This is a genomic window from Bifidobacterium bifidum ATCC 29521 = JCM 1255 = DSM 20456 (assembly GCF_001025135.1).
In the GTDB taxonomy this organism is placed as follows: domain Bacteria; phylum Actinomycetota; class Actinomycetes; order Actinomycetales; family Bifidobacteriaceae; genus Bifidobacterium; species Bifidobacterium bifidum.
This window is the reverse complement of record NZ_AP012323.1, coordinates 1480376-1496426: the sequence shown is the minus strand read 5'-3', so window position 1 is coordinate 1496426 and position 16051 is coordinate 1480376. Positions and strand designations below refer to the sequence as shown.

General features: G+C 63.1%; 13 protein-coding genes, 1 other RNA gene and 2 pseudogenes. 12 read left to right on the top strand and 4 right to left on the bottom strand.

Annotated elements, in window-relative coordinates; translation table 11 throughout:
- Positions 1-7 precede the first annotated feature (7 nt).
- Together BBBF_RS06335 and BBBF_RS06330 are read left to right on the top strand one after the other, a co-directional pair.
- Positions 8-841, top strand: coding sequence for a Bax inhibitor-1/YccA family protein (locus BBBF_RS06335; protein ID WP_003815467.1), 834 nt, complete (start codon positions 8-10; stop codon positions 839-841).
- Between the two features lie 210 nt (positions 842-1051).
- Positions 1052-2014 (top strand): DMT family transporter, encoded by a 963-nt coding sequence (locus BBBF_RS06330; protein ID WP_020372731.1) that lies wholly within the window; start codon positions 1052-1054, stop codon positions 2012-2014.
- A 120-nt stretch (positions 2015-2134) separates the two neighbouring features.
- On the opposite strand, the pseudogene BBBF_RS06325 reads toward BBBF_RS06330, so the two are convergent.
- A pseudogene (locus BBBF_RS06325) lies at positions 2135-2864 on the bottom strand (GTP pyrophosphokinase).
- An 89-nt stretch (positions 2865-2953) separates the two neighbouring features.
- Between BBBF_RS06325 and miaB the strand changes: the two are divergent.
- Both miaB and miaA read left to right on the top strand, forming a co-directional pair.
- Positions 2954-4408, top strand: coding sequence for a tRNA (N6-isopentenyl adenosine(37)-C2)-methylthiotransferase MiaB (gene miaB / locus BBBF_RS06320; RefSeq protein ID WP_021648605.1), 1455 nt, complete (start codon positions 2954-2956; stop codon positions 4406-4408).
- Between the two features lie 171 nt (positions 4409-4579).
- A pseudogene (gene miaA, locus BBBF_RS06315) lies at positions 4580-5559 on the top strand (tRNA (adenosine(37)-N6)-dimethylallyltransferase MiaA).
- 65 nt (positions 5560-5624) lie between these two features.
- Here the strand turns inward: miaA and BBBF_RS06310 are convergent.
- Entirely contained in the window at positions 5625-6413 is a 789-nt protein-coding gene (locus tag BBBF_RS06310; protein ID WP_080545181.1) for a Fic/DOC family protein, read from the bottom strand.
- Positions 6414-6506: 93 nt separating this feature from the next.
- Here BBBF_RS06310 and BBBF_RS06305 point away from each other — a divergent pair, with 93 nt between their 5' ends.
- The 7 genes from BBBF_RS06305 (at position 6507) to BBBF_RS06275 (ending at position 13955) form a co-directional block, all read left to right on the top strand.
- Positions 6507-9485, top strand: a complete 2979-nt coding sequence (locus BBBF_RS06305) for a DNA translocase FtsK (RefSeq protein ID WP_374058439.1) — start codon at positions 6507-6509, stop codon at positions 9483-9485.
- 126 nt (positions 9486-9611) lie between these two features.
- Positions 9612-10283 (top strand): CDP-diacylglycerol--glycerol-3-phosphate 3-phosphatidyltransferase, encoded by a 672-nt coding sequence (gene pgsA, locus BBBF_RS06300; RefSeq protein WP_021648602.1) that lies wholly within the window; start codon positions 9612-9614, stop codon positions 10281-10283.
- Positions 10284-10354: 71 nt separating this feature from the next.
- Complete coding sequence (locus tag BBBF_RS06295) at positions 10355-10900, top strand: CinA family protein (protein WP_021648601.1); 546 nt, start codon at positions 10355-10357, stop codon at positions 10898-10900.
- Between the two features lie 60 nt (positions 10901-10960).
- Positions 10961-11473, top strand: a complete 513-nt coding sequence (locus BBBF_RS06290; RefSeq protein WP_003815448.1) for a helix-turn-helix domain-containing protein — start codon at positions 10961-10963, stop codon at positions 11471-11473.
- A 171-nt stretch (positions 11474-11644) separates the two neighbouring features.
- Positions 11645-11878, top strand: a complete 234-nt coding sequence (locus tag BBBF_RS06285; RefSeq protein WP_003813799.1) for a DUF3046 domain-containing protein — start codon at positions 11645-11647, stop codon at positions 11876-11878.
- 269 nt (positions 11879-12147) lie between these two features.
- Entirely contained in the window at positions 12148-13338 is a 1191-nt protein-coding gene (gene recA, locus BBBF_RS06280) for a recombinase RecA (RefSeq protein WP_003820771.1), read from the top strand.
- On the top strand, positions 13335-13955 hold the full coding sequence (locus BBBF_RS06275; RefSeq protein ID WP_013390086.1) for a regulatory protein RecX: 621 nt from the start codon (positions 13335-13337) through the stop codon (positions 13953-13955). The genes recA and BBBF_RS06275 overlap by 4 nt, the downstream gene beginning before the upstream one ends.
- A gap of 285 nt (positions 13956-14240) precedes the next feature.
- On the opposite strand, the gene rnpB is transcribed toward BBBF_RS06275, so the two are convergent.
- Positions 14241-14604, bottom strand: an RNA gene (gene rnpB, locus BBBF_RS09275) — RNase P RNA component class A.
- 322 nt (positions 14605-14926) lie between these two features.
- Positions 14927-15124 (bottom strand): hypothetical protein, encoded by a 198-nt coding sequence (locus BBBF_RS09865; RefSeq protein WP_126436129.1) that lies wholly within the window; start codon positions 15122-15124, stop codon positions 14927-14929.
- Between the two features lie 187 nt (positions 15125-15311).
- On the opposite strand from BBBF_RS09865, the gene hpf reads away from it, so the two are divergent.
- Positions 15312-15977, top strand: coding sequence for a ribosome hibernation-promoting factor, HPF/YfiA family (hpf, locus tag BBBF_RS06270; protein WP_003813792.1), 666 nt, complete (start codon positions 15312-15314; stop codon positions 15975-15977).
- Positions 15978-16051 lie beyond the last annotated feature (74 nt).

Sequence of the window (16051 nt, the reverse complement as noted above, 5' to 3'; positions counted from 1 at the left end):
AGCCAGCATGACATTTGGACAGCAGCCAGGCAACGGCGATCCCTATTACGGCGGCAATCAGCAGCAGCCCGCATATGGGCAGCAGCAATACGGACAATCACAGTATTCATACGCGCCCAACGGCACTGCGGCGATCAACGCCCAGACCATCTACAGCCGTGAGCAGGTGCAGGCGGCCCAACGGGCATCCGTCACCAGGGCATACGGCGAGATGACGCTCGGCCTTATCATCACGGCCGTCGTCGCGGTCGTCGCGCAGATGACCGGCGCATACGTCTCCTTCATCGAGTCAACCGGCCTGATCGGCTTCTTCGGATTCGCGATCGTACAGGTTGTGCTGGCCGTGGCGCTGGGCGCCCGCATCATGAAGATCAAGGCATCGACCGCCCGTGTCATGTTCTACGTGTACGCGGCGCTGATGGGATTCACTCTCAGCTCCATCTTCCTGGTGTACAGCATCTCCGACATCGGCGTGGCCCTGGTCCTGTGCGCGGCGTTCTTCTTCGTGCTCACCATGTTCTCGTTGACCACGAAATTCGACATGCTCAAGGCCGGCCCCATCCTCATGGTGGGCCTGGTGGTGCTGATCATCTCCCAGATCGTGCTCATGTTCGTTCCGGGCAGCACGACCGGGATGCGTATCATCTGCGCCTTCGGCCTGATACTGTTCGCCGGCATGACCCTGTACGACGCTCAGCAGACCCGTGCGCTGTTCAGCGCCTATGAGGCTCAGGGGCCGGAGATGATCAAGAAGATCTCCATCATCTGCGCGCTGAACCTGTATCTCGACTTCGTGAACATGTTCCTGTACATCCTTCAACTGTTCGGCAGCCGAGACTGATATCACTGGAACGGTACCGTCATAGCCGATTCCGCCAATACGGATATTGTCACGACGGCAGATGCGATGGCCCATCCCGCAGCTGCGGGATGGGCCATCATCGTTCAGATGCCCATCGCGCGAATCAGCGAGACCACTCCATCATCGTTCGGGACCGGTCACGGTGATACGCTAGCGTGAATGCTCATGAAGCAGCAGGAAATGGCCGGTATGGCATGTCTTGTATTGACCTCGCTGATTTGGGGATTCGCGTTCGTCTCCCAGGTGCAGGGCATGGCATCGATGTCGCCGTTGTTCTTCAACGCCACGCGGTTCACCTTGGGGGCGATCTCGCTGATCCCGTTGCTGCTGTGGAAGCGTTTGCGACGATGCCGGGAATCGGGGAAGACGGTTGGCGCGGGGAACCGTGAGGCCGGCGATGACGAACATGACATGATCGCCGGCAGCGCACTGTCGAACCCGCTCATCGTCGGAATGATATGCGGTGTGTTTCTGTTCGCGGCGAGCACGCTGCAGCAGTACGGCATCATGTTCGGCTGTTCGGCCGGCCGCGCCGGATTCATCACCGCGCTCTACATCGTCATGGTGCCGTTGCTGGCGTATCTCGTCCTTCGCCGCGCAGTGCGCATGATGACTTGGATGGCGGTGGGCGTGGCCGTGGCCGGATTCTACCTGCTGTGCATCACGGACGGCTTCGGTTCCCTGACGCTGGCCGACTGCCTGCTGCTGTTCACCGCGGTCCTGTTCGCCGCTCATATCCTGTCGATTGATACGCTGGGAGCGTGCGTCGACGCGCTGACACTGTCATTCATCCAATTCGTGACGACCGCGGCACTCAGCTGGGTCGGCACGCTGATCGAAGGCTCCATGGACTGGAACGGGGCAGGGCAGGCGTGGATCGCCGTGCTGTATGCGGGAATCGGGTCAGTCGGCGTCGCCTACACGTTGCAGGCTGTAGGCCAACAGTGGGTGCCGCCGACCCGCGCATCGCTCATCATGTCGCTGGAATCGGTGTTCTCGGTCATCGGCGGCGCATTGCTGTTGGGCGAGACGATGACGGTACGCGGATACCTCGGCTGTGCGCTGATCTTCGCGGGTATCGTGCTCGCGCAGATGCCCGGTGTCGGCCGCAGACGATTGGCGGTGAACAAGACCGGAAAACGGGATCAGTGAACGCGATCGGGGAATGCGACCGGAAAACAAGAAAGACAGAATCCCGCTGATCGGCCGTCAGACGGATCCGTTCCCGTCAGCGAGGGCGGAGGATGCGTGACGGGGGCCGATTCGACCGGCTTAGTCGGCTTTCGGTGTCTCCTCGACCTGCGGCGCGCCGTTGATGTCGCGGTGGATGTTCTGCATCTGGGTCTCGATGTTCTGCAGGCTCCGCGCGCAATCAAGCAGCGTCTGCGAGTGCTCGGCGAGCTTTGCATCCGGCAGATCGGTCTTGTAGCGCAGGGCGTGCTCCAGACTCGCCCAGTAATCCATCGCGATGGTGCGGAACTGGACCTCCACCGGGGTGTAGTGGGCGCCGGATGAGAGGAAACACGGGCACCGCATAGATGACGTGCAGCGACCGATAGCCGTTCTGTTTGGGGTTCTTGATGTAGTCCTTGACCCGCAGCACGGAGATGTCGTTCTGCGCCGACAGATAGTTCGACACGGAGTACACGTCGTCGCGGTAGTTGCAGATCACGCGGATGCCTGCCACATCGAACAGGTTGTCCTTGATCGACGACACGGTCACCGGCAGCGTCTTGCGCTTGAGCTTGCCGAGGATCGAGTTCACCGACTTGAGACGGCGTTCCATGTGATGGATGGGATCATGCGAGAACCGCACCTGGAACTCCGAATCAAGGATCTCCAGTTTGGTGCTTATCTCATACATCGCGCCTTCGTAGACTTGCATGAGATTCACGAATTCGGTGAGTTCTTCCGGAGAAAAAGACCCCCGGTCCATGCCCACGGCATCGAGTCGGGTTTTCAGGTCATTCGTGTTTATGCGGCTTTGTCGGTCAAGTATCACGGTTCACCATCATAGCCGAACTCTTGCGGAGGAACTGAAAAATCGCAGCACGCTGGTGCTGGCTTGGGCAATCGTTACGATGGTTGACTATGAACGAAGACATGATGACCGAGTCGGAGCGCACCTCCACATTGACGGACCCGACCCTTGGCGCCACAACGGGGCGCGGCAAGGGCGTATTTTACGTGCACACGCTGGGATGCCAGATGAACGTGCATGATTCCGAGCGAATCGCCGGTGTGCTCGAAGATGACGGATACATCCCGGCGACCGAGGAACAGGCGGCGGACAAGGACGTCGACCTGATCATCATGAACACGTGCGCGGTGCGGGAGAACGCCGCGGAACGCATGTACGGCACCATCGGCCTGTGGGCGGACCTCAAGCGCACGCATCCGAACATGCAGATCGCGATCGGCGGATGCATGGCCCAGCTTGACCGCAAGAGGATCGCACAGAAGGCGCCGTGGGTGGATGCGGTGTTCGGCACGAAGAACATCGGCTCGCTGCCGCGCCTGCTGGATCAGGCCCGCATGGCGGGGACCTGCCAGGTCGAAGTGGCCGACAAGCTGGACTATTTCCCCAGTCAGCTGCCGGTCGCCCGCGCTTCGAAGGTGTCGAGCTGGGTATCCATCTCGATCGGCTGCAACAACACGTGCACGTTCTGCATCGTGCCCACCACGCGTGGCAAGGAGCATGACCGCCGTCCCGGCGACATCCTTGCGGAGATTCGCCGATGCGTGGATGAAGGCGCCAAGGAGGTCACGCTGCTCGGCCAGAACGTCAACTCGTTCGGTTACGGCATCGGCGACCGGTATGCGTTCTCCAAGCTGCTGCGGGCCTGCGGAGACATCGAGGGATTGGAGCGTGTGCGTTTCACGTCGCCTCATCCGGCGGCGTTCACCGACGACGTGATCGCGGCGATGGCCGAGACGCCGAACGTCATGCACCAGCTGCACATGCCGTTGCAGTCGGGCTCCGACAAGATCCTGCGTGCGATGCGTCGCTCCTACCGTTCCGCCAAGTTCCTAGATATCCTGCGCAAGGTGCGCGAGGCGATGCCGGACGCGCAGATCAGCACCGATATCATCGTCGGATTCCCTGGCGAGACGGACGAGGATTTCGAGGCGACGATGGATGTGGTGCGTCAGGCGAGGTTCCAGTCGGCGTTCACATTCGAATACTCGCCGCGTCCCGGAACCCCCGCGGCCGAAATGGAGCAGGTCCCGCATGAGGTCGTGCAGGAACGGTTCGACCGGCTGGTGAAGCTTCAGGAGCAGATCACGGAAGAGGAGCTCGCCAAGTTCGAGGGCCGTGACGTCGAAGTGATGATTACCGGGGCCCAAGGCAAGAAGGATTCCGCGACACATCGCGTCACCGGTCGTGAACGGACCGGCGTGCTGGTGCATATCGGCGTGCCGGACGGCGAGCCGATGCCGCAGATCGGTGATTTCGTGACCGCGACCGTCACCCATGCCGGTCGCCACAATCTCATCGCCGACCCGGATGTCAACGCCGGCCAGACGTATGCGGTCCGCCGGTGAGCGGGACAGACACCGCGATATAAGCGAGACGACATCATGAGTGAGACCATGAACGAGACCATGAACGATGTGACCATGACCAATAAATTGACGAATAATGACATGGCGTCGAACGTGACCGGCCCGGCCTCGTCAGGCTCCGAAGGCCGGTCAGCAAACCCGTCCGTGGCGATGCCGAGGGTCGTCAGCATCGTCGGGCCGACCGCGTCCGGCAAGACCGGCCTCGGCATCGCCGTCGCCCGGGCGCTGGCGGAACGGGGGGAGCGGGCCGAGATAGTGAACGCGGACGCCTACCAGATGTACCGCGGCATGGACATCGGCACGGCCAAACCGACCGCGGACGAGCAGGCGGCGGTTCCGCATCATCTGCTCGACATCATCGATCCGGACGAGGCCATGTCGGTCGCCAGATTCCAGCAGGTAGCGCGAGCCACCATCCATGACCTGCAATCACGCGGAATCCGCCCCATTCTCGTCGGCGGGTCCGGCCTGTATGCGCGGGCCGCCATCGACGACATCTCGTTCCCCGGCACCGATCCTGATGTGCGCAGGCGACTGGAGGAACGTGAGCGCAGCGAGGGGGCCGGAGCGCTGTTCGACGAGTTGCGGGCGAAGGACCCTCAGGCCGCGTCGCGCATGGACCCCCACAACCCGCGTCGTACCATCCGCGCGTTGGAGGTCATCGAAGTGACCGGGCGTCCGTATTCCGCCAGCCTGCCCCGCTACCGGTACGTCATCGCCTCAGTGCAGATCGGGCTGGACCTGCCCCGCGAGGAGCTGGACCAGCGCATCGACATCCGCACCAAGCAGATGCTGGAGGGTGGTTTCATCGAAGAGGTGGAGCGGATCCGCCCCCATCTGGGAGCGACCGCCGGGCGGGCGCTGGGTATCAGCAAGTCATCGATTACCTGGACGGGCTGTGCGATCTGGATGACACGTTCCGAGACATCGCGCAGAAGACCAAACGGCTCGCCCGCAAGCAGATGGGATGGTTCGGGCGTGACCCGCGCATCCATTGGCTCCATGCGCTCAATCCGCGACTGGTGGATAACGCGATGGCCGTTATCGACCATGCCGACGCGGGCGATTACGACCCGATCGATGCGCAGGCGGACGAGTATACGCAACATCATCTGGGCGACCTGCAGTAATGGCAGAGCGGCCCGTGGCGACCGGTACCCCGTGGTGACCGGCAACAGAGTCGCCGCGGCTTCGGTCAGTGGGCGGGCCCCTGCTCCCAGCCGGCGATCAGGAAGACCCGCGTGGGGTTCGCGGGGCGCACGATGTCGGCGAACATCTGGCTGAAGGCGTTGATGTCACCTCGATATGCGGCGTGTTTCGCCTGCTTGTATGACTCGCGCGTCACGCCTCCCCAGTCGAGATCCCACCCGGCGTCATGCGCGAGACGGGACGCGAAGATGCGAAGCGTCATGGCGTTGCCTCCCTTGAACGGGTGCAGGTAGCCCAGTTCGTCGTAGACGTGGGCGAGCTCCCGGACGAACACGCCCCGGTCGAGGTTGTCCAGGTTGCGTTTGTCGGCAAGCTCGGTCGAGATGTTCAAGGCGCCGGTCTCGATCAATTGCGCGGGAAAGAACGCCTCGGGGTTCTTGGCCTGATGCCGCTTGTCGGTGACCTCGCGGGTGACGTTCGAGGTGCGCAGCTGTCCGGCGTCGGAGAACACGCCGTCGAACAGTCCCCGGTGGATGGCGATGAGCTCGGCAATGTCGCCGCTCGGATTCCAACGGCGTTCAGCCAACAGCACCGTTCGGGCGAACACGCTGCTGGCGTGGTCGGTGGCATGATCGTCAAGGCTCCCGTCGGCGAGCCTGCCGCTGACGATCCCGGAGGTCTCCCGGTCCGCGGTGTCGATCAGAGCGGATACGTCGTTGTCGCCCCGCTCGTATCCCGCCGCGGCGCGCATCGTCGCATCGCCCGGCGTCATCGCTTCCAATGCGCAGTTTTTGAGTGCAAATGCGACTGCGCTCGCACGTTCTGCTGGAGTCATAGTTAGATGGTACATGCGCCGATGCCCCTCGCGCGGGTTTTGACGCGAATTGATCGGGAAAATAACGGGTGATGGGTAGAATCTGAAGACGCTATGGCACGAACAACATCCTCATCAGGCAATGGTCCTTCCAACGACTCGCCGCGTGGCACCCGCACGCAGCGTGCTTCGTCGCGCGGCGGCGAGACCGGGAAGAGAGCTTCCGGCGGGCGTGGCGGCATGGGGGACGATGCCCGCACCCCGGTCGAGGAGCCGCTGTGGAAGCGGATCATTCTCGCGGTTCCGCGCGGCTTCGGCTCACTGGTTCGGTCGGTTGCCGGAGTGGGTGAATTCGACCCCGTGTATCGCCGGGATGGCCTGTGCTTCCTGCTGATCGTGCTCGCCGTATTCTTCTGCGCTTCCGAATGGTTCCGCGTGAACGGGATCATCGGCCGGGTGCTGCATGCGTTCTCGGCCGGCGTGCTGGGCGTGATGAGCGTCGTGTTGCCGGTGCTGCTGGTGATCGTGGCCATCCGTCTGATGCGCAACAGCGGCAAGAATTCCGACAACCCCCGCGTGGTGAGCGGCTGGGCGATACTGTTGTGGTCCGTCTGCTCGATCATCGACGTGGTCGTGGCCGCCGACGCGCGTTCGTTCGACATCGGCCTGCTGCAAAGGGCCGGCGGACTGCTTGGTTTCGTGCTGGGCTCGCCTTTGGCATGGGGATTGTCGAAGGTGTTCGCCGTCATCGTCTTCGTAGTAGTCGGCTTGTTCTCGCTGCTGATGATCACCCGCACCCACGTCACTCAGGTGCCGGATCGCGTCCGCACCATCGCTGCCATGATCTCGCAGCGTTCCCTGCATCCTCGGCAGGAGCCGGATTCGGCCGCGCAACAGGATCAGTTCCCCAACGAGGTGCGTGTGGGTGACGGCGATGAGACTCTGGCGTTCGCCGAGGGCGTCCCCGCCCATGACGGTACGGACGAAACTGAGTCGGACTCCGTGGGCGCGAAGGGCGGATGGTTCTCCCGTCTGTTCCGGCGCAAGTCCGCGGAGAAGACGGATGACGCGTCACTTGACCGGTATGCGGGGGATGACCCGTTCTCCCACGCGGCGAGTCGGCATGGGCAGGCCGCCGAGACATCACTGGACGCACGCGGCAATGTCATGCCCCGCACGGTGTCCTCCACCATGGGCGCGATGGCCGGAGCAGCTGCCGGCGCCATGTCCGGCGCCATGTCCGGGGGCGTGGCGGCGGCCCACGCCGCCGATGCCGTCGCGACGATGACATCCGGCATGGCCGCCGCACACCCCGGTGCCGCATCTTCCGGTACCTCAGGCGTACCGGCGTATGCGACGGATCCCGACGGGGCGGCCGGGAGTGCGAGGTTGGTCTCATCGACGGTTGCCGGTACGTCCGATCCGTGGGCGGCGATGCCCGCCGCGGGCGCTGCCGGTGCGATTTCCCCCATGTCCCCGGATGCCTCCTCGGGCGCATCGGCCGGTGCGGGCGAGAACATGAATCCCAATGTGGACGACCCTGCGCTTGCGGCGCCGGACGCCCCGTACCAACTGCCCGACCTGAACATGCTGTCGCACGGCCAGCCTCATGCCGTACGCACGCCGGCCAATGACCGCGTGATCCGCGCGTTGACCTCCACGTTCCAGCAGTTCAACGTCGACGCGAAAGTCGTCGGCTTCCTGCGCGGCCCGTCCGTCACCCAGTACGAGGTCGAGCTCGGCGCGGGCGTCAAGGTCGAGAAGGTCACGAACCTGCAGCGCAACATCGCCTACGCGGTGGCCAGCTCCGATGTGCGCATCCTCTCGCCGATCCCCGGAAAATCGGCGATCGGCATCGAAATCCCGAACGATGACCGCGAGATCGTCCACCTCGGTGACGTGCTGCGCTCCGACAAGGCGATGAACGACCCGAACCCCATGCTCGCCGGCGTCGGCAAGGACGTGGAGGGCCATTTCGTCACCGCCGACCTGACCAAGATGCCGCACCTGCTGGTGGCGGGCGCCACCGGCTCCGGAAAGTCGAGCTTCATCAATTCGATGCTCATGTCGATCATCATGCGTTCCACGCCCGAGCAGGTGCGCCTGATCATGGTCGATCCCAAGCGCGTGGAGTTGAGCGCGTATGCGGGCATCCCGCACCTGCTCACACCGATCATCACCGATCCGAAGAAGGCCGCACAGGCGCTCGAATGGGTGGTCAAGGAGATGGACGCACGCTACGACGACCTGCAGTTCTTCGGATTCCGCCACGTCAAGGACTTCAACGAAGCCGTGCGCGCGGGCAAGGTGCATGTGCCAGCCGGTTCGAACCGCAAGGTCGCCCCGTACCCGTACCTGCTCGTCGTCGTAGACGAGATGGCCGACCTGATGATGGTCGCCAAGAACGACGTCGAAAGCTCGATCCAGCGCATCACACAGCTGGCGCGTGCCGCGGGCGTGCACCTGGTGCTCGCCACGCAGCGCCCGTCGGTCGACGTGGTCACCGGCCTGATCAAGGCGAACATCCCGTCCCGACTGGCATTCGCCACATCCTCCGCCACCGATTCGCGAGTCATCCTCGATTCGGTGGGCGCCGAGACGCTGATCGGCCAGGGCGACGCCCTGTTCCTGCCTATGGGCTCGATGAAACCCATCCGCGTGCAGGGATCGTGGGTGAACGAGTCCGAGATCCGCAAGGCCGTCGAGTTCGTGCGCACACAGCGCAAGCCGCACTACCGCGAGGATATCGAGCAGATGGCGCAGGAGGCCGAGAAGAAGGCCGTCGAGCCGGATGAGGACATCGGCGACGATATGGACGTGTTGCTGCAGGCGGCCGAGCTGGTGGTCACCACGCAGTTTGGTTCCACATCGATGCTGCAGCGCAAGCTGCGCGTCGGCTTCGCCAAGGCCGGCCGACTCATGGATTTGCTGGAGTCGCGTGGCGTTGTCGGCCCGTCCGAAGGCTCGAAGGCCCGTCAGGTGCTCGTCCAGCCCCAGGATCTGCCTGCGGTGCTCGCGTTCATTCGTGGCGAGACCGATGCGATGCAGGCCTCTGCGCCCGCCGCGGCCGCGCAGCAGGGCGAATTGGCGTAGTGGGTGCCAAGTCGGCCTGACCGGCAGGCCTGACCCGGCCATGATGCAGCCATATCTGACGGGATTCCCAGAGAACTCGAACCGCATATTCATCCAAGGTAGGAGTGTGGGGGTATCGTGAACACTATGGAAAACGATATGCAAAACGATACAACGGAACGCTCGGCGACCGCCAAGAAGTCGCTGCTGGACGGCTGGAACGCACCGCCGAACCTCGTCACGTATTCGCGCATCGTGCTGGTCGTGATATTCCTCGGCCTGTACATCGCCGCAGGCTCGTGGGGAGAGAACAACATCCCCATGCGATGGGCCGCGGCCGTGCTGTTCATCGTCGCCGCGTCCACCGACAAGGTGGACGGGTGGATGGCCCGCAAGTACAACCAGGTCACCGAACTCGGCAAGCTGATGGATCCCATAGCCGACAAGCTGCTCACCTGCGCCACTCTGATCGTGGCCGCGGTGTTCGGCGAGCTCGGTCCCGTCTGGCTCGGCTGGATCATCGTCGCGCTGTTTCTGCTGCGTGAGGTGGGCATCACCGTCATGCGCTTCTTCGTCATCGACAAGGGCGGCAAGGTGATCGCCGCCGCCTGGCCGGGCAAGCTCAAGACGCTGTTCCAGTGCATCGGCCTGTCGATGATGCTGCTGCCCGTGTGGGTGTTCAATCCGGCCCAGACCGCGCCGGTGTGGATGACGGGATATTACACGCTGACGTACGCCCTGATATACATCGCGCTGATGCTGTGCCTGTATTCGGGGGCGATATATCTGATCAACACGTTCGGGAGCCACAAGGACTGAGCGAGTGGACGCCGTCGTGCCTGCGCACGGCGGCGTTTTTGTTTGATGGCGTTTGATGGAGGGGGATTGCGATGAATGATGCCGATTCGTGCCGTTGCGACGACATGGCCGCGCGGATTCTGCGGTTTTGCGAGGCGCATGACGTGAAGATAGTTGCGGCGGAGTCGTTGACCGGCGGGCTGCTGGCCGATGCGTTCGTGCGCGTGCCGGGCGCATCCCGCGTGTTTCTCGGGTCGGCGGTCACCTACGACATTCGTGCCAAGGCGTCGATTCTGGGGGTCGACCGCGGTTTATTGGAACGCGAAGGGGCCGTGCATCCCGAAGTGGCCCGACAGATGGCGGCGTCGGTCGCCGGGCTGTACGGGCAGCCCGAATACGCTGACCGTGTCATCGGATTGTCGACCACCGGCGTGGCGGGGCCCGGACCGGATGGAGACAAGCCCGCGGGACTGGTGTATGTGGGAGTGCGGATTCCAGCCGCCATAAGCCCTGACGGCGTGCCGTCCGTGACCGCCTACGAGCTTCATCTGACGGGTGGGCGCGAGGAGGTCCGTCGCGGTGCCGTATTCAGCCTTGTGCAAATCGTGAGCCATTTCACAGGAGATATGCAGGAATAAACCGCCGCCGGCGGTGTTGAACACAGTGGAAGCACTTGGACGATATGAAAGGAGGGTCTCATGGAAACGATGACCCGAACGGGCGAGCGGATGGAAACGGCTGGCATCCCCGTCAAGCAGGTGCAGCCGGGTACGGCCAGGATGCGTGATCTCACGCCGGCGCAGCGGCGTGCCGTGTTGTTCGCCCAGCAGCAGGTGCTGCGGGCGCGTGCGGCGAAGAAGGCCAAGGATGAACGGCAGGCGGAACTGAATCGTATGCGTATGGAGGAGGATTCCTTCGAACCGCGTCAGCGCGCGGTCTCGCGTGGTGTCGAGGCGCTGCCCGAGGGAAAGGATGTGTCGCTGCGCGAGGCCATCGGCCATGTGCTGCGCGATCTTCGCACCCGCGACAACAAGACGTTGCGTGAAGTGAGTGAGAAGGCCGGCGTGTCGCTGGGCTATCTGTCCGAGGTGGAGCGCGGGCAGAAGGAGGCAAGCTCCGAACTGCTGAGCTCCATCGCGGGATCACTGGGTGTAAGCACCGCGCAGATGCTGCGGCTCGTCGCCGATTATCTGGATTCGATCGGCGAATAGCGATTTGCGGCGCCGGATGCCGCGTGCATATGCATATCGTCGTATCGTGTGCATGAGAGGAACCGTCCGCATGGGCTTGAGGCCCGGCGGGCGGTTTCGTCGTGTTCGGGGGTGTGGCGTCGATTGGTATGCCGGCATTCGCGGCGGCGGGGCCGGGTTAGACTGGGAGACATGCGAGAACGGGAATTCTGGGAACTGGTGGATGAGGTGTTCGGTCATGGGTATGGCCGGAGCCTGGTCCAGGATCAGCATCTTGACGCGCTCGCGGGACTTACCGCGGCGCAGGCGCTGTCTGCGGGGGAGCAGCCGCGCGTGGTATGGAACGTGCTGTGCGACCATATGGACGTTCCCGATCCCCAGCGTTGGGGCTCCGATCACAACGCGCCTCCGATGCCGGTCCGTTGACGAGACACGCGGAACGGGTGATATCGAACAGGTGTTCGTCTATTGGGGTATAGTTATCCACAGTGCACGATGATATGACGTAGTGCGCCGCACGGTTCGACACGCCGACGAATTCCTTGCGACAGTAAGGGGGAGTCGGTGCGGATCGATGGATGCCGGGGAGCCTTCGACCACATTGGCCGGATTCGTTTGCGCCGGGGTTCGTATGTTCCGTACGGTTGATGCATGTGGCATATGGCGCATATGGATGACAACGTAAGGAGATTGACATGGCACAGCGTACGACCTCGAAAGGTGGGGCGGGCAAGGCCGCGTCGAAGGCCTCTGTTCGTGAGGCCGCAAGCAATGGGCCGGTGGGGGACGGCATCGATCCCCGACGCAAGGCGGCTTTGGACTCCGCTCTGGAGCAAGTGGAGAAAAGCTTCGGCAAGGGATCCGCGATGCGCTTGGGCGACAAGCCCGAGCAGAACGTCGAGGTGATTCCCACCGGATCGCTGGCGTTGGATCTGGCCCTGGGTATCGGCGGTCTGCCGAAGGGGCGCATCGTCGAGATCTATGGCCCTGAATCGTCCGGCAAGACGACGCTGGCGCTACATGTGGTCGCCAACGCACAGAAGAACGGCGGGGTGGCGGCATTCATCGATGCCGAGCACGCGCTGGATCCGGTCTATGCCCGGCATCTGGGTGTCGACACCGATTCCCTGATCGTCTCGCAGCCGGACAACGGCGAGCAGGCGCTGGAGATCGCGGACATGCTCATCCGGTCGGGTGCCCTTGACGTCATCGTCATCGATTCGGTCGCGGCCCTGGTTCCCAAGGCGGAGATCGAAGGCGATATGGGTGACAGTCATGTCGGTCTGCAGGCCCGTCTGATGAGCCAGGCGCTCAGGAAGATGACCGGCGCTCTGGCACAGGCCGGCACCACGGCCATCTTCATCAACCAGCTGCGAGAGAAGATCGGCGTGTTCTTTGGCAACCCCGAAACCACGACCGGTGGCAAGGCGCTGAAATTCTATGCGTCGGTGCGTCTGGATATCCGCCGCATCCAGACCATCAAGAACGGCGAGGAGGCCGTGGGCAACCGCACCAAGGTCAAGGTCGTCAAGAACAAGATGGCTCCGCCGTTCAAGTCCGCCGAGTTCGATGTGCTGTATGGCGAGGGCATCTCCAAGGAGGGATCCGTCCTGGACATGGCATTGCAGTGCAACGTGGTCAAGAAGTCCGGCTCATGGTTCACGTATGACGGGGACCAGCTCGGCCAGGGCCGTGAGAACGTGCGCAAGTTCCTCAAGGACAATCCGCAGATCACCGAGGAGATCGGCAACAAGGTCAAGGCGGAATTCGGCCTCATCGAAGTGCCCGATCAGCTGGCCGACGGTGAGTCCGCGACGGACGGGGATGCCCCTGAAACGGCGCCGGAGGATGGCGCGCCCGCTGCCGCCGCATCGCCTGCCGCATGATCAGCGCAGAAGCGTTCCTCGCCGCTCATGGAACATGTGAGACGCCGGTTGTCGAACCGGGCGTCGACTCCCCGCGACGCGGAACATGGTCACATGGGAACCGCCCGGCTCGGCGCTCCGCGCGGAGCATGTCGCGGCCTGGGCGGGAGCCGGAGGATCCCTGCGATGTCGATGCGTGTCGGGAGTCCGCATTGCGCCTGCTGGATGCGGCGGATCGTCCATCGGGCGCCCTGCGAGACCGCCTGATCGACAAAGGGTATGATGATGAGACGGTCGCCGCAGTGGTCGACAGGCTGATCGAGGTTGGTCTGGTCGATGATGAGTCGTACGCGCAATCTGCCGTGCGCTACTGCGTCGGCCGTCTGATGGGATACCGCGGTGCGGTTATGGAACTGGCTCGCAAGGGGGTCGACCGTCCGCTGGCGGAGCGGGTCTGCGACGAGGCCCGCATGAGCGGTGTCTTCGAGGACGCCGCATGGGAGTTGGGGCGGCGCAGCGCCGCCAAGACACAGGGCATGGACCCGAAAGTGCGCAAGCGCCGGTTCTGGTCCTCGGGCGGGCGCAAGGGGCACGACGCCGAAACCCTGCGTGCCGTAGCCCATGAGCTATTTGATTAGAATGAACTATCTCAATGAACTATCTCTTAGATGAGATACAGCGCGGGGCAAGCGGGGGAGATGCCCCGGTGGCTTGGCGGGGTGGCGGGTTGCCGGCCCGGTGGTTTGTCGATCCGGTGGTCTTACCGCATTGCCGGCGTGAGAACACCCTCCGACGCTTCGCGCCATCTCCCGCCAGCGGGAGGGAACGGGGCTGCCGGCATTGCGTTGTTTCGTTCGCGCGCCCTCATATTGGTGGGAGGAATGTGTTGGCGGGAGGTATGCGGATTCGGGGGGGGGTAAAGAAAAGCGAGACCCCCGATACCCCGGGTTCTGTCGCGTGTCGCCACGCGGATGGCCATCCATCTCGACCTGACGTTGCCGCCAGGCTCTAGCGGCCTACCCGAAGACACGGGCGAGCAGCCCTTGCCGTCTTCTGCTTGGCCTTGCTCCCGATGAGGCTTGCCATGCGACCGACTGTTACCAGCGGACCGGTGGTCTCTTACACCGCCGTTTCACCCTTACCCGCTTGCGCGGGCGGTCTGTTCTCTGCTGCGCTATCTCTCAGGTCACCCTGGGCGGACGTTATCCGCCATCGTGCTCTGCGGAGCCCGGAAGTTCCTCAGCCTTGCCAAATGAATGACGCGGCCGCGGCCATCTGGGGGTCTCGAATCAGCTACTATACGGCAGGCCAGGGATTTTACGCAGGAGAATCAGGGTGGGCCGGCGCACCGGGCGAGACGATGAACGCCGAATGCCGAATTGCTGTCGGTGGGGGTGCTCATCCTCCCGCTGGCGGGAGGTGGCGCGTGGCGCCGGCGGGTGGTGACCACCCCACAGTCGGCCGCCGACAGGATGCCGCAGATCCGCAGCCGCATCGGCTCATGGATCACAGGATCGAATCGTGGCTCGACTGGCACAGGCACCTCCCGAACATTCCATACCGTTATGTCGCTGGCCTTGCTTGCATGCTCGATTCTGCCCGAATGGTCTTATATCGTCAGCATTGCCTTGCGGGCAAGCTTGTCGTGCCAGCGTTCGGTGACGACGAAGTACACGGACCACACGACCTCTATGACGACCATCCAGAGCAAGACCTCCATTGATGTGATGCTGCGGCTCAGCGCCAGCAATACCAGCAGCGCAACGATCTGTGTCGCCAGACCAAAAAGTATAACAGTTTCCTTCAAGGAAAGTAAGCCGCATAGTATAAGCACAGCAACGTTACGGGAACCTGTGAAAAAAGAAACGTATTTCTCTGGGCGAGTTCCCCGCCGTTTACCCTCTGTTCGGCTACAATGAAACTTACCCGGGTGGTGATGACGCCATTCGGCACACATATAGCGGGTGACACCGCTTGAGTATAGGGAGGTCCACATGGAAATCGTCGTTACCGGACGTCATACGCAAGTCAAGCAGAAGTTCCGTGATGTCGTCGAAAGCAAGATGAATCGTGTGACCGCTATCGCGCCGGATGCGCAACGAGCTCAGATCGTGCTGACGCATGAGGGGAATCCGCGTCAGGCCGACACCGCGAAGCGTGTGGAGATCACCGTGATCGCAGGCAGCACCGTGGTGCGCGCCGAGGCTTCCAGCACCGATGAGTTCAGTGCTCTGGACATGGCGCTCGACAAGCTGACGCTGCGCCTGCGCCGCACCCGTGACCGCCGCAAGGATCATCGCCGCGGGTACATCAACCCGACGCCCGTCGATCTGGGAGCGGTCGCTCCGCCGGAACCGGAAGAGGAGCCGGAGCCGGAAGAGCCGAACAACAGCCCCGAAGCCGCCGTCGCCTCCGACCTCGGTCCGGGCGAGTCGGTGGAGGTCCAGGTCGGTGACACGCCGATCGTGATTCGCCGCAAGCTGCACATCGCCGAGCCGATGAGCATCGACGAGGCGCTGTACGAGATGGAACTGATCGGTCACGACTTCTTCCTGTTCGTCAACAAGGAGACCGGCCGCCCGTCCGTCGTTTACCACCGCCACGGTTGGAGCTACGGCGTGTTCGAGATCGACACCCCGGAGAACATCAAGAACAAGTAAGTGTTCCGCCACGTGATACATGGCCTGCCCGGCATAGCCAGGCAGGCCATATTTGCGTGTCGGCACACGACGAA